Origin of the sequence: Candidatus Flexicrinis affinis, assembly GCA_016716525.1 — a bacterium.
Lineage (GTDB): Bacteria > Chloroflexota > Anaerolineae > Aggregatilineales > Phototrophicaceae > Flexicrinis > Flexicrinis affinis.
The window spans coordinates 366993-393905 of record JADJWE010000010.1 but is presented as its reverse complement, the minus strand read 5'-3'; the positions used below and the strand labels follow the sequence as shown (position 1 = coordinate 393905).

The following is a 26913-nucleotide window of genomic DNA, read 5'->3' as shown; positions in this document are numbered from 1 at the left end:
TCGGGCTGGGTTGACGCGCTCATTCAGGGTAGCCTCGGGTCCAACGGGACACAATCAATGTAGCTGCAATATCGGCATGTAAGTACAGATGTATCACTAGGCATATTACAAGACAACGCCCGTTCCGGTCAACGGAACGGGCGCTGTGTTGGACTTATGCTGTCTCAGGCCAAGCCGCCGCCCGGCCACAGTGAAGGAGACAGTGACTAGTTGTTACCGCGGAAGCCACCCGGAGCAGCAGGCGGCGGCAGCAGACCACCGTCGTCGCGCGGCGCCGGGCCGTTTACGCCGGCCACCACGAGGCTGACATCATCGGCCTTAGCCTTGCCGGTGTTGCTGCCGACCTGCACCTTCACCGAGGTGACGGGGCCGGTCAGGCTCAACGTGCCGTTCAGGGCTTCGTAGCCAACCGAGTCGATCGTGAACTTGAGCTTCAGCTTGTCCTTGCCATCACCGCCAGCGCCGCCATTCGGGTCGACGTACTTGACCTTCAGCACTGCGATGTTACCGGCCGAGGCCTTGGCATCGAAGTAGCCGCTGAAGTCAAGATCTTCGGCGCCGAGAGTTGCGACTGCCGGATGGGTGATGTCCTGCTTCAGCTTCTTGCCGGGCTTGCCGTTGTAGAAGCCGTCACCCGTGTAGGACTTGGCGTTGTCAAGCTTGCAGCCGGTGCCGGTCCACGGCGCCGCAACCTTGGCCACGCAATCCTCGAACCCGCCGTTGACGACCAGTTCGATGTCATTGGTCTCGATGGTGAAGAAGTACGGACCATTGGTCGCTTCGATCGTGCCGTTGACCGAGTCGGTCGCGGTGACCGTCCACGCGTACTGCCCGTCTCCGAGTGTCGCGGAGATTGCACCCGGGATCGTCAGCGTGCAGACCGAGCCGTCGCATTCGAGCAGGTCGGTGTCAGCGATCGGGGTCAGGTTCTGCAGGTCGAGCACCGTGCCGAGGCGGGTGTTGGTCGACAACTGCGACAGCACCCAGCGGTAGCCGATGACCGTGCCGCCGAGGTCTTCCCACGTCGCGGCCGTGATCGCGGCGGTGTTGCGGACGTACGCGCCGCTGGCCGGGCTGAGCAGGTCGAACTCGGTCTCGCTCGGCAGCGTGATCGTGAACGCGCTGATGTCCATCACCTCGGCGCGGGTCGCCGCGTCCTCGTTGTGGTGGTGCAGCACGAGGATGTCTGGCAGCGCGGCCAAGTTGGCGGTCGGCAGCACGTCAACCGGGGCGGCATAGCCGTCGAGGTCGTACCACGCCGGCAGACCGATGTACGGGCCACCAGCCTGACCGAGCAGGTCGTTGAAGAAGTAGTTCTCAGCGAAGACGTCGTACGTGAACGGCGTGCCGACGCTGCCAACGGTATCGCTCACGACCTCGAGGTCGCTATCGCGCGTCGACGACTCGATCCAGTAATCGAACGTCCCACCCGGGCCAAGGAAGCCCGTTACCCCGAACAGGAAGATCGGGATCACCATGACGTTGTTCTTGCGGTGCATGGTGTTGATGTTCGAGCCGGAGAAGCCGTTGATGAACTGGCCGAAGCTGACGCCAGCACCCGCGCCGAAGCCGTAGTAGCCGTGTACGTCGATGAACGCCGACGAGAACGTCGCGTTGCTGGTGCTGTTGTAGACGATGAAGTCTTCGGAACCATCGAAGTCCTCATCGATGTAGATGTTGAAGAAGATGTCCGACGGGGCAACCCACTCTTCCGCCACGGCGATCGAGAAGTAGACGACCGTGTTGCCGCCCGCGCCGCCAAGGAAGTCGCTGGTGATGCCGACATGCGTGATGTCGACCGCGCCGTTGGTCTGCGGGAAGTTGTCGCCCGGGCGCGGGACGTAGACACCTGCAGCGTCACCGACAGGGTCTTCCGCGACCAACTCGGAGAGCGTCGCCAGCGAGACGATGTTGGCGCCCAGTGCGCCGACACCCGACGTATCGAGGCCGGTCCCGTCGAAGGCGATGTTGACACCGCTGAACGCACCGCCGAGGTCGAGCGTAGCGGCCATGTCGGCGGTGATCTGCGGCATGCCGTAAACCGGAACGCGCATGTCCGGATGCGTCGCGCCTTGATCTTCGATCAACAGGATGCCCGCTTCTTCCGGCATCGGCGAGTGCTGCCGGCGGCCGGCGCGTACGTGTTGATGTTGGTGCCCGCACCATCCAGCGCGGCTTCGAATTCGACATCGAACGTGACCGTCGTGTTGCCGGCGACCGCGATTGTGCTCGGGGTAACCGTGACGTCAACCAGCGGATGATCCGAGCGCACCACGTACGACAGATCGAACGTGTACGCGTTGGCGCTCAGGTTCTGGATCGTGACCGACTTGGTATTGCTGTAGGTCGTGCCAGTCAGAACGTGCGGATAGCCGAACGACAGCGCGACGTTCGCCGGGTTGTCGGTCGCGTAAGCGATCACTTCGGCGTCGAACGCATCAACTGCGTCCACACGGCCTGTGCCGACGTGCTGCGGCGGCAGGCTGGCCGGGCCAGCAAAAATGTCGTTGTTGGCCGTGTTCATGATCATCGCCTTGATGGCGCTGACCGGGGCCACCGGGAACTTCTCGCGCAGCAGCGCGGCAAAGCCGGCGACATGCGGCGACGCCATCGACGTACCGCTGATGACGTACAGACCATCACCGGTGCCGGAACGGGCCGAGGTGATGGTATTGCCCGGGGCAGTTACGTTCGGCTTCAGCGTCAAGTCGCCCGTGCTGCGGACGATACCGCCGCGCGAGCTGAACGACGACAGCGTGTCGACCGTCTCCGTCGCGAACACGGTCGGCGTGCCGAAGTCGAAGGTGACCGACGGCAGCGCGGTCGTGTTAGCAATTGCGTCGTCGTAGGAATCCTTCAGCGTCGTGCCGTTGGTCTGGCCGATGAAGTAAGCCGGCAGGTTGAACAACGGGTTGATTCCATCCGCCGCCATGGTGACCAATCCGTCACCCTGATTGTTGTACACGATCACGCCCGAAGCGCCAGCGGCGAAGCCATTGTTGCCCTTGATAACGAAGCCGCAAACACCGCGCTGGATCAGCACCACGTTGCCGGCGACTTCGGCGGCGTTGGTGAGCGCCGTACAGCCGTCAAGCGGCTGCGCGACGACCAGATCGCCGGTAAGCGGGACGGCCAGGCCGTTGTTAAAGGCCGCTGCCGCGCCGGGGTACTGTCCCGGCGAGCCGAGGCCCGTGTTGTGGTACAGCACCACGTCGCCAACCGCCGAGGTATCGAGCGAGCTGGAGACGCTGATAACGCTGTTGGCCGCACCCGGGGCGCCGGTGATGAGCGGGACGTTGCCGCTGTTGCCGGCCGAGTCGACGATGATCATGCCCGCGGCAGTCGCGGCATCCTGCGCCACGGCCAACGGATCGTCATGCAGGGCGCCACCGTAGCTGCTGCCCAGCGACATGTTGAGCACGTCAACCGGGACCTGCGCCGCCGCGACACTGGTCGGATAGCTGCCGGTCACGGCGTCTTCGATGGCGTCGAGCAGCACGTCCGTGCCGACCGAGCCGTTGCAGCCGAAGATACGCAGCGCGACCAGCGAAGCGCCGGGGGCCACGCCCGGGCCGATCCGCAGCGTGGCGGTCGGGTTCGGGAAGCTGCCGTAGTAGGACGTGTCCATCGGGCCGGTGTAGGTTGCGCCGGTCGCCTGAACGACGCCGTAACCGGCGGCCGATCCGGCCACGTGCGAACCGTGACCGCCACCGAGGGCCTCGGCGCAATCGATCGGATCGTCATCCGGTACAGGCGTAGTCATGCCAGGGGTCGACGCATCATACCCATCACCGACATAGTCGTAACCGCCCACGACCTTCGGAGCGCCGTATGCGGCCGGGGCTGCAGCCGGGAAGAAGGCAGAGTCGGCGCTGTTGGTGGTGTCCGGGTTGTCGTTGTAGTCGCCACTGCCGCCGAAGTGCGTGTGGATGTAGTCGATACCGGTGTCTGCGACACCGACGACAACGCCGGCACCGTCAAAGCCGTCGTTTTCCCACACGTCCGGCGCACCGATCAACGGGACGCTCGTGGTGTCGGCACGTTCGATGATGCGGTTCGCATGCACGCTGACCACACCGGGCAGGCGCTGGAGCGCAGCGACCTGATCGGGCGCCACGGCGACCGTTACCGTGTTGACGAGGAACGCGCTGCTGTTGACAACCGTCGCGCCGAGGCTGCTGGCGCCGGCCGCAAACACGTTCTGATCGGCGCGGAGCTGCGCCTCACGGATGCTGGCCGTGCCGAGCGCGGCTGCGTGGTTGCCGCGGCCACCTGCGGCGATGTAATCGGCCACCGCCGGCGTGCCAGCCAGCGTAACGATGACCTGTACGCGGCCGTCCGCCTGAACCACCGAGCGAGAGAGGTCGACGTCGGCCACGGCTTCACCGCGGACGGCAGCGTCGCCCTGTACGTGCCGCATCGGCCGTGGGGCCTGTGCGGCGGCCGGCAGTGCCACGCTCATGACCATCACGGCCAAGAGGAGGGCGACACCCGCCAGCTGAATACGGGAACTACTTGCTTTCATTGAGGGCTCCTTATTTCCAACAGCCTAAGAAAGCGAACGATGACGAATGCCGCCGCGCACCCCAGCTGCGTGCGACATGCGTGACACCACGGAACCCGGCATCATCTGCCGCTCCGTAGAACCACCAGAGGGAATCAAGCGGGCCGGATAACCCGGCGTATAAAGCGGTGAGGTTTGTGTGAGGACGTTGGGCAGGTGCGAGCGCGTCACGCGATGTGTCTCTCGGTACGGGTGACTGGCTGTCATACAGCGACAACTACGAGCATGAATGAACACTATTCGAGTGCGTGGTGAGGATGTGCCGAAGAATATAGCCGGTTGTTACGCGATTGTCCAGACCTCTCATCTAACAAGAATTCAATTAGGGTGTTTGTGAAACCTAACACATGGAGTATCGACGTACCATTCCACCAAGAACCATTCATTGCGCGGCGGCGGGGCGAAAGACGCGGTGCTGCGTTACAGTTATCGGAGCAGCGTTCGATATCGCGTCGAGTGCTATTCCACCCGCGGAGTTTCCAAGCTATGCCATTCTTCGATTTTCCCCGTGAACAGCTCGACAGCTACCGCCCTGCCCTCACCGCGCCGGCCGACTTCGACGCTTTTTGGGCGGACACGCTGGCAGAAACCCGGCGGCATCCCCTCAATGCCGAATTCGTCCGCGTCGATGCCGCGCTCAGCCGGGTCGACGTGTACGACGTGACGTTCTCCGGCTACGGCGGCCAGCGGATCAAGGGGTGGTACGTGCGCCCCGCCGGCGTCGATGGCCCGCTGCCGTGCGTAGTCGAGTATATCGGTTACGGCGGCGGGCGCGGACTGCCGCACAACTGGTTGATGTGGGCCAGCGCCGGATGCGCGCATCTGGTGATGGACACGCGCGGACAGGGCAGCGCGTGGAGCCACGGCGATACGCCCGATCTGCCGGACGGCGCCAATCCGTTCTACCCCGGCTTTATGACGCAGGGCATCCAATCGCCCAAAACGTACTACTACCGCCGTACGATGACCGATGCCGCTCGCGCGGTCGAGGCCGCGCTCAGCCGCGCCGATGTCGATGCGAGCAGGGTCGCTGTCACAGGCGGCAGTCAAGGCGGCGGGCTCGCGATCGCCGCGGCCGCGCTCATGGCCGATGCCGTCCAGTTGTGCATGCCGGACGTACCGTTTTTGTGCAACTTCGGGCGCGCAGTCGGTCTGACGGACGCAATGCCCTATGGGGAGATCGTGAACTACCTCAAGATCCACCGCATCTACGACGACCGTGTGTTCCAGACGCTGGCGTATTTCGACGGTATGAACTTCGCGCCGCGCATCACCGCCGAATGCCTGTTCAGCACCGCGTTGATGGATCAAATCTGTCCGCCGTCGACGGTGTTTGCGGCCTACAACCACGTGCAGACACCGAAGCAGATCCGGGTCTATCCATACAACCAGCACGAAGGCGGCGCCGACCTGCACGCCGGCGAGAAACTCCGCTTCGCCCGCGGTAAGTGGGGGCTGTAGGATGAATCAGACACAGCGATCACAGAGAACCAGAAAGATCACTGCGGGCATGTAGGGGCGCAGCATGCTGCGCCCGTTGTTGCCCGTTACGTCAGGCGTCGCCCCCATCGCCTCGCGACCATTCGCCATCCCATATCGTCTCCACCCTACGCGGGCTGGCATCGGCTCTGCTACAATGGCGGGCTGCATCACCCCACTGATTTAGACATGAGGGCAATCCGGTGAAAACCACCCGGAACGATATCCGCAACATCGCCATCATCGCGCATGTCGATCATGGCAAGACGACGCTGGTCGACGGCATGCTCAAGCAGTCCAAGGTTTTCCGCGACGCCAACGCCGCCGCCGGCGCGGGCGAGCGTATCCTCGACAGCAACGCGCTCGAGCGCGAGCGCGGCATCACGATTCTGGCCAAGAACACGGCCGTGACGTGGCACGACACCAAGATCAACATTGTCGACACGCCGGGCCACGCCGACTTCGGCGGCGAGGTCGAGCGCGTGCTGAACATGGTCGACGGCGCCCTGCTGCTGATCGACGCGGTCGAAGGCCCGATGCCGCAGACCCGCTTCGTGCTGCGCAAGGCGCTGGCGCTCGGCCTGCGCGTGATCGTCGTGATCAACAAGGTTGACCGTCCGCACGCCCGGCTTGACGAGGCGCTTAACGACACGTTTGACCTGTTCATCGAACTGGGCGCCACCGACGAGCAGGCCGACTTTCCGGTCGTCTACGCCATCGGCCTCGAAGGCCGGGCCGGATACACGGCCGACACGCTGACCGACGACCTGACGCCGCTGTTCGAGACGATCGTCAAGCATGTGCCGGCGCCGGAGATCGACGCCGATACGCCCGCGCGCCTGCTGGTGACGACGCTCGACTACGACAACTTCAAAGGCCAGATCGCCGTCGGACGCCTACGTTCCGGCACGCTGCGCAAGGGCCAGACCGCCGTGCGCATCCAGCCCAACGGCCACCGCACGACCGGCCGCATCGAGTACCTGTTCACGTTCCATAACCTCGCCCGGACGGAAGTCAGCGAGGTGTCCGCTGGCGACATCGTGGCGTTGGCCGGGTTCGATCAGGTGTACATCAGCGATACGCTGGGCGCGCCAGAAGTCAATGAGGGCCTGCCGCCGATCAGCGTGGAAGAGCCGACCGTACGGATGACGTTCGGCGTCAACACCTCGCCGTTCGCCGGCAAGGAAGGCAAGACCGGCCTCGGCACGTCGCGCCGCCTGCGCGAGCGCCTGTTCAACGAAGTGCGCCAGAACGTCGCGCTCCGAGTCGCGGACGGCGATCAGCCCGACCGCTTTATCGTCAGCGGGCGCGGCGAACTGCACCTCGGCATCCTGATCGAAACGATGCGCCGCGAGGGTTACGAATTCGAGGTCAGCAAGCCCGAGGTCATCTTCCACAGTGACGAGGATTCCGGCGAAGTGCTGGAACCGGTCGAAGACGTGCACATCGAGGTCGCCGACGACTCGACCGGCGTGGTGTTCGAGATGATGGGCGCGCGCCGCGGTGAAATGCTCGACATGTACAGCGAGAACGGCACGACGTACATCACGTACCGTGCGCCGACCCGTTTCCTGCTCGGCTTGCAGAGCCAGTTCATGCGCGCGACCAGCGGCATGGGCCAGCTTCATACCCTGTTCTACGACTATCTGCCGCTGGTGCAGGCGCTCCCGCCGCACCGCCAGTTCGGCAGCTTGGTGGCCGATCAAGGCGGCACGACAACCGCCTATGCGCTGGTCGGCTTGCAGCAGCGCGGCACGTTCTTCGTCGACCCCGGCACGGATGTCTACGAAGGCATGGTCATCGGCGAGCACATCCGGCCCGAAGACCTGAGCATGAACATCACGCGCGCCAAGCACCTGACCAACTTCCGCGCCAAGCCCAGCGAGACGACCGCCGGCCTCGTTCCGCCGCGCCGCATGAGCCTCGATGACTTCATCGAGTTCATGGACGACGACGAGCTGCTCGAGGTCACGCCGGAGAGCCTGCGCCTGCGCAAGCGCATCCTGAACACCGAACTGCGCATGAAGACCGAAAAGGCCAAGCGCAAGTTGGTGGAAGCGTAAGGGCAGAGGTCAGGTTTCAGGAGTCAGTGGTCAGACGTCAGACCTCAGTTGACAGCATCGCCCCTCTCGCATGAGAGGGGCTTTTGCTGTGTGGTGGGGGCTGTCATTTACCGAGCCTGTGTCAGTGAGAGAACCCTACTTCGCGCGCATGCGGTTGCCGCGGGCGTTGTGCTCGACCTCGGCCAGACCGAGCGCCTCCAACAGCGGCGGGATGTACATGCCGAAGCGCCCGCGATACCCTTTCTTCAGCCCGTACCATCCGCCGACCGGGTTGTCCGGCGAACGGCCCCACGCCTCGACCGTGCCGGGCTTGGCGTCCTTCTGCTCGTCGGCGCTGCCCAGCTCCATCCAGTCGCCGTGTGCCTTGAGCATCGCGTGCAGGTCTTCGATGCAGCGCAGGTCGTAATGCAGCACGGTCTTTCCCACCGTGCACACCAGCACCGGCGGATCTTTTGACTCATCCTTGTGCAGCGTGTACTCGGACGTCAGCGGCGGCGTCTTGAGCACCCACGGATCGTCCTTCGTGCCGCTGCCTTTCACCTCGTATGCGTCGGTCATGCGTGCCTCCCTGATTCGGTTCGAACGAGCACAGCCGCGATTTCACTGCACTCGTATTGTATGACGAACCGGCGCGCCAAAAGGATGCGGTCGAATGAATTCGATTCGTATAATCGGAGCACACGAAACAACGAAAGGCTGCGTATGTCCGTGAGCGGGCACGACCGCGCTGAATTCGGCGCACTGACCGAACGGTACCGGCGCGAGATTCACGTCCACTGCTACCGCATGATGGGCGCGCTGCACGACGCCGAGGACATGGTGCAGGAGACATTCCTCAAGGCATGGCGCCGCCGCGAAACGCTCGAACGGCCGGAGGCCGCGCGCGCGTGGCTGTACAAAGTCGCGACCAACACCTGCCTCGACGCGCTGAGGAAGCGCCCGCGCCGCTATGTGCCGGCCACGCGCGAGGACGCGTCGGACCCCGCCGGCCCGATCCCCGCCGACGTGCACGAGCCGATCTGGCTTGAGCCGTACCCCGACGATCTGCTGGCCGGCGGAGACCCTGACCCCGAAGAGATCGCGCTTTCCCGCGAGCGTATTCGCCTTGCGTTTATCGCCGCGCTGCAACTGCTGCCGCCGCGCCAGCGCGCCGCCGTGATTCTGCAGGACGCGCTTGACTGGCAGGCACGCGAGATCGCCGATCTGCTCGATACGACCGTATCGGCGGTGAAGAGCGCGCTGCACCGCGCCCGTACGACGCTGGCCGCCCGCGCGGACCTCTCCGCCCCGTTGGACGAGCCGACCGCCGAGCAGCTTGCCGCCTACGTGCAGGCGTGGGAGACCGCCGACGTCGACGGATTGATCGCCTTACTGCGCGACGACGCGCGCTTTAGCATGCCGCCGATCCCGTCGTGGTACGCAGGCCGCGAGGCGATCCGCACGCTGGTGGCGCGCACCGTGTTCGCCGGCGAGGCGCACAGTCGCTGGCGGATCATCCCGGCCCGGGCCAACGGTCAGCCGGCGTTCGGGCTGTACCGTCAGACCGCCCCCGGCGAGTACGCCGCTTACGGGATACAGGTGCTGACCGTAGTGGATGGCCGCATCGCCGACATCACGACCTTCCGCGCGGCGGGGCTGATGACGGCGTTCGGGTTGAGCGAACGCGTGGGAACGGACGATTGATCCACAGCGGGCGCGGAGCACACAGCGCACGTCTAAGGGTGGTCCGCCGGCGCCACACGCGGTCTGACGGACCCGTGTAGGGAATTTTCCGACACGACCGGCCCTCAGACCGTCGAGAAATTCCGGACAAACAATCACAACCTTCCCGACAGACGTTTCGCCGTGAACACGGGATAATCTGGGCAACAGATTTGGGGGAAACCGGTGCGAATCCGGTGCTGAGCCGCAGCTGTGATGCAGGAACATCCTGCGAAGCCAGGGAACCCAATCGGCCGAAATGCCCTACGAGCCTTAGGGAGCCGGTACACGTGAAGACGTGGCCGGCGTTCGTTTTTATAGGCAGGAGGTGTGCCCGGATGGCAGTTTACGACTACCTCTGCAAAAGCTGCAAGGCGACGTTCCAAGTGCGCAAACCGATGGCGGAAGCCAACGCCGCGGAAAGCTGCCCGGAATGCCAGTCGCAAGACACCCAGCGGCTGATCAGCCTTGTGGCGATCTTTTCGAACAGCTCAGATGGGCAAAAGCGGGCCGTCGCGGCCGGCCCGTCGTGTGCTGGATGCGGTCTTGCTGCGACAGGCTGTAGCACCTGCAGACCGCGCTGACCGACATAGTGAGTAATTGCGGCCGATCCACATTCACGGCAAGGATAGTTCTAAGGAGCGCCAGTCATGCCATCAAGTTTGAACAGACGTGAGTTTTTGAGGGATATGGGCTTGCTGGGAGCGGCCACCGCCGGCGCGACCATGCTCGGCCCGATCGCCGAACTTGGCGAAAGTTGGGGCGACAAACCCGGGCTGCTCGAACGCCCGGCGTGGGTTCGCGAAATCGAACTGCCGACGGTCGAAGTCGACTGGTCGGCCATTTACCGCTTTGACGAACGGAACACCGTCCGCCGCGGTTGGAGCAAGTATCTGGACGAGCAGGAGTTCGCAGCGGTTCAGGACCTGAGCTCGCGCAGCATTTACGAACGGTCGAAGGCCGGCCAGCGCGGTTACTCGATCCGCGACATCGCGCTGTACCGCGCCAGCGGCATCGGTGCGACGCAGTCCTTCCTCGGCCCGACCAACGTGCTGCCGCCGAGCGAGACCGGCCTCACCCCATGGGAAGGCACCCCGGAAGAGAACTCGGAGATGATCCGCGCCGCGCTGCGGGCCTTTGGTGCCGCGACGGTCGGCTTCGTCGAACTGGACGAGAACACCGAAAAGTTGATCTACTCGTTCGACCCGGACGGCAAGGAAGTCGTCATCAGCGAAGAGCACGAACTGCCGGAAGAGACCGAGACACAGCGCATCATCCCGAAATCGGCGCGCTGGGTCATCACGTGGACGATCCAGATGTCGCAGGAAGGCATGACGCGCAGCCCAACCCCGGTCGGCGCGGCGACGACCGCCATGACTTACGCGATCAATCGCGCCGTGCAAAGCCGCCTGCAGGGCTTCCTGCGCGGCATCGGCTACTACGGGCTGGGCGAAGCCGAAACCAATGCGCTCGGTATTGCGCCGGCGTTCGGCGCGCTGGCCGGGCTAGGCGAAATGTCGCGCTTGAACCGCCTCGTGACCCCGGAATACGGTCCAATGGCCCGTGTCTTCAAGATGATCACGAACCTGCCGCTTGCCCCCACCAAGCCCATCAACGCAGGCATCATGAACTTCTGCAAGTCGTGCATGACGTGCGCGACCTACTGCCCGTCCGGCTCGCTCAGCACCGCGCCCGAACCCTCCTACGAGACTCAGGGCGGCTGGAACCGCGGCGGCGTCAAGACGTGGTACGAAAACTCGCTGACCTGCCGCAACTACTGGGCCGAAGTCGGGACCAACTGCGGTATCTGCTTCTCGGTCTGCCCGTTCTCGGTCAAGGATCGTGCCCTCATCCACCAGATGGTCAAGGGCGTCGTTGGAACGACCACCATCTTCAACAGTGCGCTCGCCAGCTTGAGCCGTACGGTCTACAGCCCCGGCCCGATCGACGAACCGCAGAAGGATCCGGAAGAATGGTGGACGCTTGATCTACCGGAATTCGGTGTCGACTCGACTCAGGGCCACCGCGACAACTACCGCGGGTAACGCGAGGAAGGAATTGAAACCATGTTGCTGTACTTCGTTCTCGGTTTGTTGATCGGCGGCGCGGCCATCTATCTGGCGCACCGGCCCGGCATCAAGATCGCACTGCTGGATTGGATCCTGCTCGCGCTGGCACTCGTGTTCTTCTGGTTCGCGCTCGTGAACTACAGCGGCTCGATGGCAGAGCTCGAACCGCGCGCAGCGGGCGTCCTGCTGCTCGCCTTCGGCCTGCCCGGCTTGATCCTTGCGGCCATCGCCGGCGTGCGAATCTTCCGCAGCCGCGGCGGCCAACAGCCTAAGCCAGCCTAACGCACATACAGTCAAGGCCCGGTCAGGGACGTCAACCACGCCCTTGACCGGGCCGCCAGTCCACTTCGCCGGGGATCCATCGCAGATGGCTAAGTCAGCCGCCCGTTCTATCCAAGATCAGCGCAATCGTCAGAAGCGTCGGCAGGGAATCGCGACGCTGTCCGCGTTTGCGATCCTCGTGATCGCGTGGCTGATCGGCCAGTTGAGCGCGACCGCCGCCGTGCCGCTTGACGTGTACGTCGGCGACGTGCTGCCGGGCGCCGACCGCATCGAGCTTGGGGAGGGCGGGCTGTTCACCGGCTATGCCGGCGACGAAATCGTCGGTTACGCCATGGCCGGCACCGCCAGCGGCTACGGCGGGCCGATGGTCATGCTGGTCGGAACCGACCCGGACGGCGCCATCACCGCCGTGACGATGATCAACCACGGCGAAACGCCCAACTTCCTCGCCCAGCTTGACCGTGCTGGCTACTACGACCAGTTCACCGGCGCCAGCTACAGCGATACGCTCCTGCTTGGCGAGGACATCGACGGCGTGAGCGGGGCGACCCTGTCGTCCGAAGCGGTCGCGCAAGCGATCCGGCTTGCCGTCCGCGGGATCGCCGCCAACGCGATACCCGGCGCGGAAATCCCGCCCGACGTCCGGCCGATCCACTTCGGCGCGCCGGAAATCACGCTGATCGCGCTGTTCGTCGTCAGCTTCTTTCTGCACCGCTTGAAGCATCGCCCCAGCCTGAAACGCATCGGCCGTTGGGCCGTGCTGCTGACCGGGCTGATCGTCATTGGCTTCATCTTCAACAAGCCGTGGACGCTCTCGAACGTAGTGACGTTGATCTCGGGCTGGTGGCCGGACTGGCAGACCAACTTGTACTGGTTCATCCTCGTCGGCGGGATCATCACGGTCACGCTGATTCAAGGCAAGAACCCGTACTGTTCGTGGTTTTGTCCATTCGGGGCCGCGCAGGAAGTACTCGGCACTATTAGCGGGGCGAAAGCCTATCAGCCGCGCCAGATCTATAACAAGCTGCGTTGGGTGCAGCGCGCGCTGTCATTCACTGCGATTGCCCTCGGCCTCGCGATGCGGCAGCCCGGGGCGGTCAGCTACGAGCCATTCGGCACGCTGTTCGATCTGCAAGGCTCGTGGCCGCAGTGGGTGCTGTTGATCCTGATCCTGTTCGGATCGCTCGTCATCTATCGGCCGTTCTGTAACTACCTGTGCCCGCTCGACCCGGTGGTCGACTACATTGGCGAAGTTCGCCGCTGGATGAGGAACGCATGGAACCGAAGAAGCCAAGCGGTTTCGACGTCAAGCACGGCCTCCTGATCGTCTACGTCGGGGTGTGCGTGCTGCTGGTCGTCGCCACGCTTGGTATCTCGCTGGCGGAGAGCAGCATGGCCGCGCAGCCCGAGCCGACAGCGACCTTGACCCGCACGCCGTCTCCGCTCGTGCTGACGGCGATGGCTGAAGATGCCGAGTCGTTTCACGGGCAGGGCGCCGGTCAGGGGCGGGGCGGGCAGCATGCCGAGCCGTCACCGACACCGGCCGAGCATTAGGTAAACGGAATTCAATCGTCATGAGTCAGTCCAGCGGCATTTCGAGACGACAGTTCATCCGCATCACGGCGTCGGCGGGCCTGCTGATCGCCGGCGGCGCGGGTGTCGGCCTGCTCAAGGGGCTTGGCACCGGTCAGCGCGTCTCGGAAACCCGGATGCTGATGGGCAGCATCGCGCACCTCGACGTCGTCAGCGACGACCCCGTCTATGCGCGCGAAGCGATCGTCGCCGCGTTGGATACGATGTCGGCGCTGGAAGACGTCTTCAGCCGCTTCCGCCCGGCCAGCCAGCTCAGCCGGTTGAACGCAGACGGTGTGCTGCGCAGGCCGCATCCCGCCTTTGTCGACGTCCTCTCAACCGCCGTCCGCTTCGGCGATCTGACGGGCGGGGCGTTCGACGTCACCATCGAGCCGGTGCTGCGGGTCTACCGCGAGGCGGCGTTGGCCGGCACATTGCCCGACCTCGTCGCGGTTGCTGCCGCACGGGAACGGGTCGACTATCGGCGGATCCGCGTCGCGGCCGGTGAGATACGCCTCACCGCGCCGGGCATGGCGGTCACGCTGGACGGCATCGCCAAGGGCTACATCATCGACGCCGGGACGGCAGTGCTCAAGCGCCTCGGGTTCGATCATGTGATGGTCGAGGTCGGCGGCGACTTGCAGACCGTAAGTTCGGCGGGGCGCGACCCGTGGCGTATCGAGATTCAACGGCCCCGGCCCGCCAGCCCGCAGATGTACGCCCGTCTGGACGGCCGCGCAATCGCAACGTCGGGGGATTACCAGTATACTTTTAGCAGCGACCTCCGCGCGCATCACATCGTCGATCCGCACAGCGGCGTGTCGCCGGATGAACTCGCAGGCGCGAGCGTCATTGCGCCGACCGCGTGCGAGGCCGACGCGCTGTCCACAGCGCTTATGGTCATGGGGGCTCGGGAAGGGCTGGTGTTGGCCGGCACGCTTCCCGATGTAGATGCCTTGGTTATTTCGAAACTTGGGACTGTAGCCTATTCGCCCGGTTTTCCGCTGGGCTGATGCAGGAGTGTTCGCCTTGAGCTAGCGCGCATCCATAGTTGAGTTCGTCTTCTGTCGTGAGGGAAGTCCGGTGCAAGTCCGGCGCTGTCCCGCAACGGTAACGGCATCATCCGCCGAAGCCCGATGACTCACCAGAAGGCTTGCTTGATCGTGTCCTTCGTGGAGAAAGGGTACAAGCATAAGTGGTTTTTAATCGCTTACCCCGCTCCCTAGCGGGGTTTTTGTTGGGCAGCATCCTACCTATCGGACAAGGAGTCCAGATGAATACCGTACGTCGCGTTTTGCTCGTGATCGGCTTGATTGCCGTGCTGGCCGTCGGCGCGTCCGCGCAAGGGGCAGCCGCTGAAGCAAACCTCGTTGACGCCTGCGTCGAGGAATACGACCCGGCGGTCGACTATTTCCCGGCCAAGGTCGAGGTCGAATACGCCGAGAACTTCTCAGTCGAATACTTCAACAACTACAAAGTTGTCACCATGCTGCCGTGGCCGGGCGCGGAGACGCCGCAGACCTACGTACTCGTGCAGTGCGGCACGCCCGCCCCGGAGGACTTCGAGGACGCCGTGACCGTCGAGATCCCGGTGCAGAGCTTCGTCGCCATGACGACCACCATCCTGCCACATCTCGAGGCTCAAGGCATGCTCGACCGGCTGATCGGCGTCGACACCACGCTGTTCACCAGCAACGAGACCGTGCTGGAGATGACCGCTTCCGGCGACGTCGTGGAGATCGGCGGCGGCGGAAGCGGCGGCGACATCAACATGGAGCTGCTGCTGGGCCTTGAGCCGGGCCTTGTGATGGCGCAGGAATTCTTCGCCGGCGGCACGACTCTCGAACAGCTTCAGAACGCCGGCATCACGGCGGTCTTGAACGCCGACTACGCCGACACCTCGCCGCTCGGGCAGGCCGAGTGGGGCAAGTACGTCGCGCTGTTCTTCAACACCGAGGCCGAAGCGTCCGACGCGTTCTCCGGCGTGGCTGAACGCTATGCGGCGCTAAAGGCCATGACGGCCGACATCGTGGAGCGCCCGACCGCCATCGCCGCCAGCCCGTTCAGCGGGACGTGGTACATGCCGGGCGGCGCCAGCACCATCGCGCAGTTAATCGCCGACGCCGGCGCCGACTTTCTGTTCGCCGATCAGCCCGGCACCAGCGTGCCGCTCGATTTCGAAGTGGTGTTCGAGCGCGGCGCGGAGGCCGAATTCTGGGTCAACGCCAATCAGTTCTGGGCGACCACCGAGCAAATGCTCGCGGATGACTCGCGGTATGAGGCGTTTGCCGCCGTCGCCAACGGCAACGTGTGGAACAACAACAAGCGGATGAACGTCAACGGCGGCAGCGACTACTTCGAGAGCGGCGCGGCCAACCCGGACGTCATCCTCGCCGACCTGATCGCCATCTTCCACCCCGATCTGCTGCCCGATCACGAGCTGGTGTACTACCAGCGGCTCGGTGCGGCAGAGTAGCGGCAATCGTACGGTCCGGGCGGGCCGCCCCGCCCGGATCGCCGTTCGACAAGGACATCGCACATGGATCAATCGAGAGACGTTCGCAGACAGGGGCAGCCCATGGCGCAGCAACCCGAATCACCGGAAAGCCGGTCCGCGCCGTTGAGCGCAGCGGGCGCGTCGATGCCTGCCCTCAAGCCAGTGCTGATCGTCGCCCTGCTCGCCGTGCTGGTGGCGATGCTCCTGATCACGCTGGCGGTCGGGTCGGTGACGATCCCACTTGAGGACGTGGTGCGCATTCTGCTGGGTCAGGAACCCGCCCGCGCGTCGTGGACGCGGATTGTCCTCGACTTCCGCCTGCCACAGGCGATCACGGCCATCTTGGCGGGCGCGGGCTTGGGGATCGCCGGCCTGCTGATGCAGACGTTCTTCCGCAACCCGCTGGCCGACCCGTTCGTGTTGGGTGTCAGCTCCGGCGCGAGCCTCGGCGTGGCGCTGGTGGTCCTGACCATCGGCAGCGTCACGACCAGCTTCTTGGCCGGGCTGGGCCTGATGGGCGATCTGGCACTGGCGGTGGCGGCCTCGGCCGGGGCCACCGCGGTGCTGGTGATCGTGCTGTTCGCCGCGCGCCGCATCGCCAGCGGGATGTCGCTGCTGGTGCTGGGCCTGCTGTTCGGATACCTGACCAGCGCGGCCGTCAGCCTGCTGCTGTACTTCAGCATTCCGGAGCGGATTCAAGCGTACATCACGTGGACGTTCGGCAGCTTCACCGGCGTGACGTGGGGACAGTTGATCGTCATGGGGCCGATCGTCGTCGGCGGGCTGTTCGCTGCGTTCCTGCTCGGCAAGCCGTTGAACGCCCTGCTGCTGGGTGAGTCGTATGCGTTCAGCATGGGCCTACACCTGATGCGCACGCGCTTCGCGATCCTCATCACGACGGCGCTGCTGGCCGGCACGATCACCGCGTTCTGCGGGCCGATCGGGTTCATCGGGATCGCCGTGCCGCACCTGTGCCGCAGCCTGTTCAACACGGCGGACCATCACCAACTCGTGCCGCTGACCATACTGGTCGGCGCGCTCGTGGCGCTGGTGGCGGCCTTTGTCGCCAGCGTACCGGGCAGCACGATCGTCCTACCGCTGAACGCGGTCACATCGCTGATCGGCGCGCCGGTCGTAATCTGGGTGGTCCTGCGCCGTCAGAATATCAAGGAGTCCTTCTCATCATGAGTGACACCTTTGTGCACCTCCACGCGGTCAGCGCCGGCTACTTTCAAGGCCGAAAGCCGCCGACGGTCGTCGTACAGCCGTTCTCGGCCGCGCTGCCTGCCGGCAAGCTCGTCTGCCTGATCGGGCCGAACGGGGCCGGCAAGTCGACGCTGCTGCGGACCATCGCCGGCATGCAGAATCCGGTCGGTGGGCGGGTCGATCTGCGCGGCAGCGACATCCACCGCATGACAGCGGCGGAGCGCGCCCGACAGCTCAGCGTCGTGTTGACGCAGCGCACGGAGGTCGGCATGTTCACGGGCTACGCGTTGGTGGCGATGGGCCGGCATCCGTACACGTCATGGAACGGCCAGCTCAGCGCGCACGACCACGCCGTGATCCGCGAGTCGCTCCAGTTGGTCGGCGCGCTGCATCTAGCGGGCCGGCCGGTCAACGCCATGAGCGACGGCGAACGCCAGAAGATTATGATCGCGCGCGCGCTGGCGCAGGAACCCGACTTGATGATCCTCGATGAGCCGACGGCGTACCTTGACCTGCCGCGCCGCGTCGAGGTGATAGCCCTGCTGCGCGGACTGGCGCGGCGGACCGGGCGCACGATCCTCATGTCCACGCACGACCTCGACCTCGCGCTGCGCACCGCCGATCAGCTCTGGCTGATCGACGATCGCGGGCAGGTGACCACCGGCCTGCCGGAAGACCTCGTGCTGCAAGGCGCGTTCGAGGCTGCATTCGCCAGCGCCAATGTCGAATTCGACCTCGAGACCGGCGCCTTCAAGACGAACGGGATGGGCAAGCGTCCGATCGTGCTGCAAGGCGACGGCGTCGCCTACGTGTGGACGCGGCGCGCGCTTGAACGCGAGGGGTACACCGTGGTTTCCGAGGCCGCGGCGGGAGTGCCGCGCGTCACGATAACCCAAAACGGCGGGCATCCGTGGACGCTGGCTGTGGGCGGTGAAACGCACAGCGCGGACTCGATCAACGCGCTCATGGCGGCGCTCGGCGCGTCGCCCGCGTGATCGTGCGGCGCCGCTGCGTGCCCCCTCGCGCCAAACCCCTTACCCGCTGAAACCTCACCCCAAACCCCTCTCCCGAGGAGAGGGGCTTACATAGACGCCGGTCATTGTGCGTAGGGACACGGCCTTGCCGTGTCCGACCGAAGAACGGAGACAGAGGGTTTCTGTAAGGATGCAATGCGACAGGATCTGGGTGCGTTTACGGGATGCGGCGTGATATGGCGTGGCGGGCGACAGCGGGCGCAGCATGCTGCGCCCCTACGAAACCGGTTTGGTCTCTTTGGCCGGTTTTTCCCTCGGACACGGCGGTGCCGTATCCCCAGTCAAGGAATTGCCTACCAGCGTCATTCTCCCATCTCCCTGACAACCGCAGGGAGCACCGATGGTCGGGAGAGGGGCCGGGGGTGAGCGTTTTGCGCGGGCTGAGGGATGCGTGTCTCAACGACCGCCCCCATCTTCTTGCATCGACCTCACGCCGTCGGGTATATTTATGCGGACAAACATACATTTATCCGTACATTTATTTGCGGAGTCCGCCATGCAGCCCACCCTCGCCTATTTCGACGCCGCCAGCGGCATCCTTGCGCGCATCCGCGATACGCAGATGGACGCGATCAACCGCGCGGCAGACATTTGCGCGCGCAGCATCGCCGGCGACGCGCTCGTCCACCTGTTCGCCACCGGCCACTCGCGCGTGTTCGTGGAAGAGATGTTCCCGCGCTACGGCAGTTTCCCCGGCTTTCATGGCATCGTCGAGCTCTCGCTGACTTTCCACAATCAGGTCGTCGGCGCCAACGGCCAGCGGCAGGCGCTGTTCATCGAGCGCACCGAGGGGCTGGCGCCGGCGATCCTGCGCAATTTCGTGTTCACCGAGCCGGACAGCTTCATGATTTTCTCCAACAGCGGCGTCAACGAGGCGGTCGTGGACATGGCGGTCGAGGTCAAGAAGCTCGGCCTGCCGCTGATCGCCGTCACGTCGATCGAGCACAGCAGCACCGCCAAGCCGCGCCACAGCAGCGGCAAACGCCTGAGCGAGCTGGCCGACGTCGTCATCGACAACTGCGTGCCCCCCGGCGATGCCGTCGTGCGCGTACCGGGCATGGACGATCCGGTCGGCCCGGCGTCCACCATCGCGATGGCCGCCATCACCAACGCCATCAAGATCGCCACCGCCGAGCGGCTGACCGCGCAGGGGATCACCATGCCGGTCATCACCAGCAGCGTGTTCATCGGCAGCGAGGAAAGCACCAAGCGCTTCGACGCCGCCTACGACGAATACCGCCGCCGGATGGTGCGCGCGTACGGAGGCAAGGCCTAGTGAAGCAGTCCGCCGCCCCGACGATGTTGTTCGTCGGCGTGACGACCGGCCAGTCGGCCAGCATGCGGATGTTTCCGCGCTGGGCGCAATTACTCGGACTGGGCGACGCGCAGCTTGAGGGCGTCGATCTGCCGTTGTTTACCCTGCCCGCCGACTACCGCGCGGTGGTCGAGCGCGTCAAATCCGAGCCGCATGTCCGCGGTGCGCTGATCACATCGCACAAGCTCGGCATGCTGCGCGCCGGTCGCGGCCTGATCGACGAACTCACGACCGAGGCCACGTTGAGCGGCGAAGCGAGCTGTCTCTACAAGCGCGACGGTCGCCTGATCGGTCACGCCACCGACATCGCCGCGTCCGGCCAGGCGATGGCGCAGTTTGTGCCTGTGGGTCACTGGCGCCGCGGCGAGCCGGAACTGCTGTGCTTTGGCGCAGGCGGCGCGGCCGTCGCGCTGGCCCTCAACATCGTCACCGTCGTCCCGCCGGACGATCGCCCGAATCGCGTCACGATCGTCGACCCGCGCAGCGAGCGGCTCGAGTCGCTGTACACCATCGTCTCCGATCTGTCGCCAATCGGCGTCGAGTTCACGTTCATCGAGAATGGCGATCCGCGCCGCGCCGACCTGCTGGTATCCGATCTGGCGCACGGATCGCTGGTGATCAACGCGACCGGTATGGGCAAAGACCTCCCCGGCTCGCCGATCACCGATGCGGCCGAGTTCCCCGAGCGCGGCATCGCGTGGGATTTGAACTATCGCGGCGATCTCGATTTTTTGCAGCAGGCGCGCGCACAGCAAGCCGACCGTGCGTTGACCGTCACCGACGGGTGGGACTACTTCGTGCTCGGTTGGGCCGAGGTCGTCAGCCGCGTCTTCGATGTGCCGATCACACCGGATACGCGGGTCAAGCTGGCCGAGTCCGCCGCCGCGGTGCGGTAGGGAAGTGATGAGGAGAAACCTCACCCCACGGCCCCCACTGCCGATGGAGAGGAGAGCCACCCGCCGAGTCTAACGCCCCTCTCCGCCGGGAGAGGGGCAGCGGAGCGCAGCGACGCGGGGTGAGGTTCGGTCGAGAGGGGTTAGGGTGAGGGGACTTTGGCGTGCCTCGTCTTGGAATGCAGGGAATAAACTTGACGATTTGGCATGTCCGGCGACCCGGCAAACCTCACCCCCGGCCCCCTCTCCAAATTGGCGAGGGGGAGAACCACAACGCCGAGTCTAGCGCCCCTCTCCGCCGGGAGAGGGGCAGCGGAGCGCAGCGACGCGGGGTGAGGTTCGGTCGAGAGGGGTTAGGGTGAGGGGACTTTGGCGTGCCTCATCTTGGAATGCAGGGAATAAACTTGACGATTTGGCATGTCCGGCGACCCGGCAAACCTCACCCCCGGCCCCCTCTCCCGATGGAGAGGGGGAGAGCCACCCGCCGAGTCTAACGCCCCTCTCCGCCGGGAGAGGGGCAGCGGAGCGCAGCGACGCGGGGTGAGGTTCGGTCGAGAGGGGTTCGGGGATCAGGGTAAACAGGAGAAACCTATGCTCACGTTCACCAAACCCATGCGTGACGCCGGCCACAGCGACATCCTCGTGATCGGCGGCGGATCGGCCGGGGCGACGGCAGCGATCGCCGCAGCCCGCGCGGGGCGCAGCGTCACGCTGGTCGAGCGCTACGGCTTCCTCGGCGGCATCAGCACGCAGGTGCTCGATACGTTCTACGGCTTCTACACGCCGGGCAGCGAGGCGAAGAAGGTCGTTGGCGGCGTGCCGGATGCCATCGTCGATGCGTTGATGGCGCGCGGCATGGCGCTGCTGCGCCCGAACACCTACGGCGCCGGCCAAGGCATCACCTACGATCCCGAGACGCTCAAGGTCGTGTGGGAGACGCTGGCCCGCGAGGCCGGTGTGCGCCTGCTGTATCACAGCGTCGTGCTTGACGCCATCACCGTCGGCGGGCGCGTACGCGGTGTCGTCGCGGCCAACAAAGGCGGACTGGTGCAGCTGACCGCCGACGTCGTGATCGACGCCAGCGGCGACGCCGACGTGGCCGCTGCGTCCGGCGTCCCGTTCGAAAGCGCGGCCGATGGCCCCGTACAATCGCTGACGACGACCTTCAAGCTGATCAACGTCGATGTCGCGCGCGCCACGGCCGTCAAGAAGGAACAACTTCACGCGCTGATGGCCGACGCCATCGAGTCCGGTTACGCCCTGCCGCGCAAGGAAGGCAGCGTGCACATCACCCCGCTGGACGGCGTGATGGCGACCAACATGACGCGCGTCGGCGAGATCGACGCGACCGACCCCGACCAGCTCACCCGCGCCGAGGTCGAAGGCCGCGCGCAGGCGATGGAGTACGCCCGCTTCCTGATCGACAAAGTCCCCGGCTACGAGAACGCTGCGTTGGGCGGGTTCAGCACGCAGATCGGCGTGCGCGAAAGCCGCCGCATCTACGGTGACTACCGGCTGACCAAAGCCGACGTGCTGACCGCGCGCCAATTCGACGACGCCATCGCCCGCTGCGGTGCGCCGATCGAGGACCATCACGCCGGCAGCGACACGCACTGGCAGTATCTGCCCGACGGCGAGACGTACGGCATCCCCTATCGGTGCCTGCTGCCGAAGGGTGTCGACGGACTGCTGGTGGTCGGCCGCTGCCTGTCCGCCGACCACGACGCGCACGCCTCGGTGCGCAGCATGGGGCAGTGCATGGCGATGGGTCAGGCCGCGGCGCTGGCAGCGGCGCAAGCCGTCGAGGCGGGCTGCACCCCGCGCGAAGTCGACGTCCGCCAGCTACAATCCAGCCTGCGCGAACTCGGAGCCGTGATCTGACATGTACCTCACGATTGGCACGACGACAGTCGACTTGTTTATCACCGGCTTCGGCGAACTGCCGCGCTTCGAGCACGACGAATTCTCGAATATCGGGCTGGCGTGGTGCGATCGGCCACTGACCGCCGCGGTCGGCGGCAACGGGGCCAACAGCGCCTACGTGCTGGCGGCGTTAGGGGCGCATTCCGCGCTGGTCAGCGCGGTTGGTGCCGACCTGTTCGGCACGACCGTCCACGGCTGGTTGAGCGAACGCGGGGTCGACCTGCGCGGGCTGATCCACAGCCAAGCCCACGGCAGCGCCACAACCACCGCTGTGATGGACGGCAAGGGCCGCCGTATCTCGTTTTATCACCCCGGCCCGCTGCACGACATGAAGCCCGGCGATCTGTCGCCGGTGCTGCTGGGCGAGACGACCACGCTGCTGATCACCGGTCCGTCGCTGCTGCCGGGCATGCGTTGGGCCGGCTATAACGCCGCGCTGCACAGCGTCCACGGGCGCGGCGGACGCACTGCGCTCGACATCGGCCCGGCGCTCGGCGTACCGGTCACGTTGGACGAGCTGACTCCGCTGCTGCCGGTCATTGACGTGCTGCTCGCCAACGATTACGAGCTCGGTATCTTCGCCGGCACGGACGATCTTGACGCCGCCGCCCAGCGCGCCGTCGACGCCGGAGCACGGCTGCTGGTGCTCAAGCGCGGCAAAGAGGGCGCCAGCGCGTATCGTCCGGGCCAGTCACCGCTGCACGTCGCCGGATTCCCGGTCGCGGCGACCAACACGGTCGGCGCAGGGGACACGTTCAACGCGGGGCTGCTCTATGCACTGGGGCATGATCGTCCGCTCGAAGCGGCGCTCGCGTTCGGCTGCGCCGCCGCGTCAATCGTGGTCGAGCGCGGCAAAAGCGTCCTCGGCGCTCCGTCGCCCGCTGAGGTCGAGGCGCGCTTGCGCGGAGGATAACCCGTGTCGATCATCCGCACCGTCTTGGGGGACATCGCGCCGGCAGACCTCGGGATCTGCCTGCCGCACGAGCACGTCTACGGTCAGCCACCGCCACAGTACGCCGAGCCCGACCTGATTCTTGACGACGAGGCCGGCGTGATCGCCGAACTGCGCGGGTATTACGCCGCCAACGGGCGCGCGCTGGTCGAGATGACCACGCCGGACTACGGCCGCAACGCCGCCGCCATGCAGCGCATCGCCCGCGCGAGCCACGTCCACATCATCGCGGCGACCGGCTATAACAAAGAGAGGTTCTCCGCGCCGTTCCTCGAATCCGCCGATGTCGAAATCCTTGCCGCGCGCTTCGCGGCCGAGGTGCAGCACGGCATGGACGGCACCGATGCCCCCGCTGGCGTCATCAAAGCATCGTCCACGCTCAACGCGATCTCGCCGCTGGCCGAAAAACTGTTCGCTGCCGCGGCCCTCGCGCATCACCGCACCGGCGCGCCGATCTCGACACACACCGAGGCCGGCACGATGGCGCTCGAACAGGTCGATCTGCTCACCCGCGCCGGTGTGCCGCCCGACCGCATCATCATCGGCCACACCGACCGCAATCCGGACTTCGCGCTGCACACCGCGCTCGCCCAACGCGGCGTGTTCCTCGGCTACGACCAGATCGGCAAAGCGAAGTATCACCCCGACAGCCTGCGCGCCGACCTCGTCGCCCGCATGGTCGACGCCGGATTCGGCGGTCAGATCCTCCTTGCCGGCGACCGCGCCCGCAAATCCAACTGGGCCGCCCACGGCGGTCAAGGCTTCGCCCACGTGCTGATGTCGTTCGTGCCGCTGCTCCGCGCGCGCGGCCTCGAAGACGCCCAGATCGACGCGCTGCTCATCGCCAATCCGGCCCGCGCGCTCGCCTTCGAACCGAAGGGATAGTGGGAACAGAGGCTTCGTCTCCGCACCTCCACAAGGGGTTTGCACCCCTTGACCCCATTACGGCGAACACGGCACGCTGGCGTGCCGTGTTCGCGGGTATGGGAGTCCAGAGGGCGAAAGCCTTCTGGCGGGGTTCGGGGCAGCGCCCCGACGCCAGTCGTTACCCTTCGGCGGCGGCGCCTTGCGCGGCGACCTTGCGGGCGTGGGCTTCGGCGAGGATATCGCGGGCGGAGGCCATGCCGCTTTCGCCGATAGTGCCGAGCATGGCGGCCAGTTCGCCGATGCGGTCGGCGTCGTTGTCGAGCGCGGTGACGTGCGTGCTGGTGCGGTCGGCTTGGGCGATCTTCTTGACGTGATAGTGCCGGTCGGCAAAGCCGGCAAGCTGCGGCAGATGCGTGACGACCATCACCTGATGCCCGTGCGTGAGCGTCCAGAGTTTTTCGCCGACGACCGTGCCGATGCGCCCGCCGATGCCTTGATCGACCTCGTCGAAGATCAGCGTCGGGGTGTGGTCGGCGGCGGTGAGCACGCGCTTGAGGGCCAGCATGATGCGCGCCGCTTCGCCGCCGCTGGCGACTTTGGCCAGCGGACGCAGCGCCTCGCCCGGGTTCGCGCTGAGCAGCATTTCGACCTTGTCGATGCCGGTGGCGTCGAACGCGAGCCGACGTTCCCCGACGATGCACCCGTCGGAGTCCTCGTGCTGCTCGATCCCGATTTCGAATTGGGCGCGCTCCATGCGCAGGTCGGCCAGCTCGCGCATGACGCGCTTGGAAAGCTGCTTGCCGACCGTCTTGCGCACGCCGCTAATCTTGTTGGAGAGGTCGCCGATGTGCGTCAGCTTGTCGCGTTCCTGCTTTCGCAGGTCTTCGAGGCGCTCGTCGCTGTTTTCGATGCCGGCGAGGGCTTCACGGGCGGCGGTGGCGCGGGCCAACAGCGCCGCGACCGAGTCGGCGTTGTAGCGCCGCTTGAGCTTGTTGATGACCTCGAGGCGTTCCTCGATGTCGTTGAGGCGCTGCGGATTGTATTCGACGGCGTCGGCATAGTCGGCCATCTCGACGGCGAGGTCCTGCACCTGCGCCGCGATGCCTTCCGCGACCTCCGCCCAGTCCTGCAAATCCGCATCGATAGCCGCCAGCTTGCCGAGCGCCGCCGCGACCTGCTGCATGCGGTCGACGCCGGGCAGATCCTCGGCGGCGTCGCCGCTGAGCAGCGTGATGATCGATGCGGCGAGCGTTGCCAACTGCTCGCTGTTGCTGAGCTTGGTGCGTTCGGCGCGCAGATCGCCTTCTTCGGCCGGGTCAAGGTTGGCCGATTCAATGTCTTCGATCTCGTGGCGCAGCATTTCGGCCCGCCGTTCGAGCGCGTCCTTGTCGTCCTCGAGGGTGCGGATTTCGGCGCGGATTTTGTGCAGCACGTCGACCAGCGTCTGGAGCGCGTCGCGCATACCCATCAGGTCGGCGTAACGGTCGAGCAGGTCGAGATGATTGCGCGGGTTGAGCAGCGAGAGGTGTTCGCTTTGGCCGTGAATGTCGACCAACGTGTCGCCGACCTCGCGCAGCACCTCTTGATTGACGCTCACGCCGTTGACGCGCGCCAGCGAACGGCCGTTGGCGCGGACCTCGCGGTAGAGCGTCACGATGTCGTCGCCGTCGGCGAGCAGGTCTTCGCGCTCGAGCACCGGCAGCAGCATGCCGCGCGCAATGCCGCGCAGGGCAAAGATGCCTTCGACCGTCGCGCGCTCGGCGCCGCTGCGGATCATGGTCGCGTCGGCTTTGGCGCCAAGCAGCAGTTCCACCGCGTCCACGATGATCGACTTGCCTGCGCCCGTTTCGCCGGTAATGACGTTCAAGCCCGGCGCGAACGAGAGTTCGAGCCGGTCGATGATGGCGAAATTCTGGATGCGCAGCTCCTCGAGCATGACGTCTTATCCCTTAGTTCAGGCGGAACCGCCCGTAAACCAATGCGGCCACGATGCTGGCGAAGATCCACAGCCCGATGCTGCGAAACCCGCCGGTCAGGAAGGCCGCGCCCGCCGCGCCGATCAATACGCCGGCGGCGGCGATCTGTGCCGTGTAGCGCCCGCGCCGCTTGCCCACCACGCGGAAGATGAGCTGCGCCAGCGCGCCGCCGGCCGGAAGCGCCGCGAAAATCATCAGCAGCAGGATGCCTGTAATCCGCAGTTGGATGAGCAGGAATCCCCCGACCGCAGCCGCAGCGGCGGCCACCGCAAACGCGATCACGTAGTCGGACTGCGTGCCGGAGAAGAACTTGTCCTCTACTTCGCGCACGCACTCGCGGCAGCGGTAGCCGACGGGCGTCTGAACGGCGCACTGCGCGCACATATAGCGCCCGCACCGGTTGCAGCGCAGCCCCGTCTCGCGATCGGGATGCACTTCGCAATATGTTACTTCATCGTGGTCGTGCTGGGTGTCTTCGAAAGTCTGATCGGTCATCCAATCCTCCGACAACCGAGTGTGC

22 protein-coding genes and 2 riboswitches are annotated in these 26913 nt (G+C 65.4%); of the genes, 17 read left to right on the top strand and 5 right to left on the bottom strand.

The annotated features are described in order from the left end of the window. Nucleotides 1-206 precede the first annotated feature (206 nt). Entirely contained in the window at nt 207-2111 is a 1905-nt protein-coding gene (locus tag IPM16_23940) for a hypothetical protein (GenBank protein ID MBK9126161.1), read from the bottom strand. Beyond that, entirely contained in the window at nt 2084-4525 is a 2442-nt protein-coding gene (locus tag IPM16_23935) for a S8 family serine peptidase (protein ID MBK9126160.1), read from the bottom strand. The genes IPM16_23940 and IPM16_23935 overlap by 28 nt, the downstream gene beginning before the upstream one ends. A gap of 525 nt (nt 4526-5050) precedes the next feature. Here IPM16_23935 and IPM16_23930 point away from each other — a divergent pair. Both IPM16_23930 and typA read left to right on the top strand, forming a co-directional pair. Next, nucleotides 5051-6025 (top strand): acetylxylan esterase, encoded by a 975-nt coding sequence (locus IPM16_23930; GenBank protein ID MBK9126159.1) that lies wholly within the window; start codon nt 5051-5053, stop codon nt 6023-6025. Nucleotides 6026-6246: 221 nt separating this feature from the next. After that, the gene (gene typA, locus IPM16_23925; protein MBK9126158.1) at nt 6247-8106 is read left to right on the top strand and encodes a translational GTPase TypA; all 1860 of its coding nucleotides are present in this window, start codon (nt 6247-6249) and stop codon (nt 8104-8106) included. A gap of 135 nt (nt 8107-8241) precedes the next feature. Here the strand turns inward: typA and IPM16_23920 are convergent, their stop codons facing one another. Further along, nucleotides 8242-8664: a hypothetical protein gene (locus IPM16_23920; protein MBK9126157.1), complete on the bottom strand. Its 423-nt coding sequence runs from the start codon at nt 8662-8664 to the stop codon at nt 8242-8244. A gap of 84 nt (nt 8665-8748) precedes the next feature. On the opposite strand from IPM16_23920, the gene IPM16_23915 reads away from it, so the two are divergent. From IPM16_23915 to IPM16_23845, 15 genes are all read left to right on the top strand, one after another. After that, nucleotides 8749-9789 (top strand): RNA polymerase subunit sigma-70, encoded by a 1041-nt coding sequence (locus tag IPM16_23915; protein ID MBK9126156.1) that lies wholly within the window; start codon nt 8749-8751, stop codon nt 9787-9789. Between the two features lie 194 nt (nt 9790-9983). Further along, a riboswitch (cobalamin riboswitch) is annotated at nt 9984-10055 on the top strand. A gap of 90 nt (nt 10056-10145) precedes the next feature. Then, nucleotides 10146-10391, top strand: a complete 246-nt coding sequence (locus IPM16_23910) for a zinc ribbon domain-containing protein (protein ID MBK9126155.1) — start codon at nt 10146-10148, stop codon at nt 10389-10391. A 66-nt stretch (nt 10392-10457) separates the two neighbouring features. Continuing rightward, nucleotides 10458-11852 (top strand): reductive dehalogenase, encoded by a 1395-nt coding sequence (locus IPM16_23905; protein ID MBK9126154.1) that lies wholly within the window; start codon nt 10458-10460, stop codon nt 11850-11852. Between the two features lie 21 nt (nt 11853-11873). Next, nucleotides 11874-12158 carry a hypothetical protein gene (locus IPM16_23900; protein MBK9126153.1) on the top strand — a complete coding sequence of 95 codons (285 nt, stop codon included), beginning with the start codon at nt 11874-11876 and terminating at the stop codon, nt 12156-12158. 85 nt (nt 12159-12243) lie between these two features. Beyond that, nucleotides 12244-13482: an FMN-binding protein gene (locus IPM16_23895; GenBank protein MBK9126152.1), complete on the top strand. Its 1239-nt coding sequence runs from the start codon at nt 12244-12246 to the stop codon at nt 13480-13482. After that, entirely contained in the window at nt 13434-13712 is a 279-nt protein-coding gene (locus IPM16_23890; GenBank protein ID MBK9126151.1) for a hypothetical protein, read from the top strand. The genes IPM16_23895 and IPM16_23890 overlap by 49 nt, the downstream gene beginning before the upstream one ends. Before the next feature lie 20 nt (nt 13713-13732). Then, nucleotides 13733-14743 carry an FAD:protein FMN transferase gene (locus IPM16_23885; GenBank protein ID MBK9126150.1) on the top strand — a complete coding sequence of 337 codons (1011 nt, stop codon included), beginning with the start codon at nt 13733-13735 and terminating at the stop codon, nt 14741-14743. A gap of 23 nt (nt 14744-14766) precedes the next feature. Continuing rightward, nucleotides 14767-14894: riboswitch (cobalamin riboswitch) on the top strand. 109 nt (nt 14895-15003) lie between these two features. Next, nucleotides 15004-16206, top strand: coding sequence for an ABC transporter substrate-binding protein (locus IPM16_23880; GenBank protein MBK9126149.1), 1203 nt, complete (start codon nt 15004-15006; stop codon nt 16204-16206). 102 nt (nt 16207-16308) lie between these two features. Then, nucleotides 16309-17415 carry an iron ABC transporter permease gene (locus IPM16_23875; GenBank protein ID MBK9126148.1) on the top strand — a complete coding sequence of 369 codons (1107 nt, stop codon included), beginning with the start codon at nt 16309-16311 and terminating at the stop codon, nt 17413-17415. Beyond that, entirely contained in the window at nt 17412-18428 is a 1017-nt protein-coding gene (locus tag IPM16_23870) for an ABC transporter ATP-binding protein (protein ID MBK9126147.1), read from the top strand. The genes IPM16_23875 and IPM16_23870 overlap by 4 nt, the downstream gene beginning before the upstream one ends. A 487-nt stretch (nt 18429-18915) precedes the next feature. Then, nucleotides 18916-19743: an SIS domain-containing protein gene (locus IPM16_23865; protein ID MBK9126146.1), complete on the top strand. Its 828-nt coding sequence runs from the start codon at nt 18916-18918 to the stop codon at nt 19741-19743. Further along, the gene (locus tag IPM16_23860; protein ID MBK9126145.1) at nt 19743-20678 is read left to right on the top strand and encodes a shikimate dehydrogenase; all 936 of its coding nucleotides are present in this window, start codon (nt 19743-19745) and stop codon (nt 20676-20678) included. The genes IPM16_23865 and IPM16_23860 overlap by 1 nt, the downstream gene beginning before the upstream one ends. A gap of 588 nt (nt 20679-21266) precedes the next feature. Continuing rightward, nucleotides 21267-22556, top strand: a complete 1290-nt coding sequence (locus IPM16_23855; GenBank protein ID MBK9126144.1) for an FAD-dependent oxidoreductase — start codon at nt 21267-21269, stop codon at nt 22554-22556. A 1-nt stretch (nt 22557) separates the two neighbouring features. Then, nucleotides 22558-23511 (top strand): carbohydrate kinase family protein, encoded by a 954-nt coding sequence (locus tag IPM16_23850; GenBank protein MBK9126143.1) that lies wholly within the window; start codon nt 22558-22560, stop codon nt 23509-23511. A gap of 3 nt (nt 23512-23514) precedes the next feature. Then, nucleotides 23515-24435: a phosphotriesterase gene (locus IPM16_23845; protein MBK9126142.1), complete on the top strand. Its 921-nt coding sequence runs from the start codon at nt 23515-23517 to the stop codon at nt 24433-24435. Between the two features lie 160 nt (nt 24436-24595). On the opposite strand, the gene recN is transcribed toward IPM16_23845, so the two are convergent. Together recN and IPM16_23835 are read right to left on the bottom strand one after the other, a co-directional pair. Then, nucleotides 24596-26353: a DNA repair protein RecN gene (gene recN, locus IPM16_23840; GenBank protein MBK9126141.1), complete on the bottom strand. Its 1758-nt coding sequence runs from the start codon at nt 26351-26353 to the stop codon at nt 24596-24598. A gap of 13 nt (nt 26354-26366) precedes the next feature. Continuing rightward, nucleotides 26367-26888, bottom strand: a complete 522-nt coding sequence (locus tag IPM16_23835; GenBank protein MBK9126140.1) for a B-box zinc finger protein — start codon at nt 26886-26888, stop codon at nt 26367-26369. Nucleotides 26889-26913 lie beyond the last annotated feature (25 nt).

What these genes read in the sequence shown, in the direction of transcription:
- IPM16_23890 (MBK9126151.1), top strand. Translation starts at nt 13,434, where the DNA reads ATGGAACCGAAGAAGCCAAGCGGTTTCGACGTCAAGCACGGCCTCCTG.
- IPM16_23835 (MBK9126140.1), bottom strand. Translation starts at nt 26,888, where the DNA reads ATGACCGATCAGACTTTCGAAGACACCCAGCACGACCACGATGAAGTA.
- IPM16_23870 (MBK9126147.1), top strand. Translation starts at nt 17,412, where the DNA reads ATGAGTGACACCTTTGTGCACCTCCACGCGGTCAGCGCCGGCTACTTT.
- IPM16_23865 (MBK9126146.1), top strand. Translation starts at nt 18,916, where the DNA reads ATGCGGACAAACATACATTTATCCGTACATTTATTTGCGGAGTCCGCC.
- IPM16_23915 (MBK9126156.1), top strand. Translation starts at nt 8,749, where the DNA reads ATGCGGTCGAATGAATTCGATTCGTATAATCGGAGCACACGAAACAAC.
- recN (MBK9126141.1), bottom strand. Translation starts at nt 26,353, where the DNA reads ATGCTCGAGGAGCTGCGCATCCAGAATTTCGCCATCATCGACCGGCTC.
- IPM16_23850 (MBK9126143.1), top strand. Translation starts at nt 22,558, where the DNA reads ATGTACCTCACGATTGGCACGACGACAGTCGACTTGTTTATCACCGGC.
- IPM16_23895 (MBK9126152.1), top strand. Translation starts at nt 12,244, where the DNA reads ATGGCTAAGTCAGCCGCCCGTTCTATCCAAGATCAGCGCAATCGTCAG.
- IPM16_23910 (MBK9126155.1), top strand. Translation starts at nt 10,146, where the DNA reads ATGGCAGTTTACGACTACCTCTGCAAAAGCTGCAAGGCGACGTTCCAA.
- IPM16_23940 (MBK9126161.1), bottom strand. Translation starts at nt 2,111, where the DNA reads ATGCCGGAAGAAGCGGGCATCCTGTTGATCGAAGATCAAGGCGCGACG.
- IPM16_23875 (MBK9126148.1), top strand. Translation starts at nt 16,309, where the DNA reads ATGGCGCAGCAACCCGAATCACCGGAAAGCCGGTCCGCGCCGTTGAGC.
- IPM16_23920 (MBK9126157.1), bottom strand. Translation starts at nt 8,664, where the DNA reads ATGACCGACGCATACGAGGTGAAAGGCAGCGGCACGAAGGACGATCCG.
- IPM16_23930 (MBK9126159.1), top strand. Translation starts at nt 5,051, where the DNA reads ATGCCATTCTTCGATTTTCCCCGTGAACAGCTCGACAGCTACCGCCCT.
- IPM16_23885 (MBK9126150.1), top strand. Translation starts at nt 13,733, where the DNA reads ATGAGTCAGTCCAGCGGCATTTCGAGACGACAGTTCATCCGCATCACG.
- IPM16_23855 (MBK9126144.1), top strand. Translation starts at nt 21,267, where the DNA reads ATGCTCACGTTCACCAAACCCATGCGTGACGCCGGCCACAGCGACATC.
- IPM16_23880 (MBK9126149.1), top strand. Translation starts at nt 15,004, where the DNA reads ATGAATACCGTACGTCGCGTTTTGCTCGTGATCGGCTTGATTGCCGTG.
- IPM16_23900 (MBK9126153.1), top strand. Translation starts at nt 11,874, where the DNA reads ATGTTGCTGTACTTCGTTCTCGGTTTGTTGATCGGCGGCGCGGCCATC.
- IPM16_23905 (MBK9126154.1), top strand. Translation starts at nt 10,458, where the DNA reads ATGCCATCAAGTTTGAACAGACGTGAGTTTTTGAGGGATATGGGCTTG.
- IPM16_23935 (MBK9126160.1), bottom strand. Translation starts at nt 4,525, where the DNA reads ATGAAAGCAAGTAGTTCCCGTATTCAGCTGGCGGGTGTCGCCCTCCTC.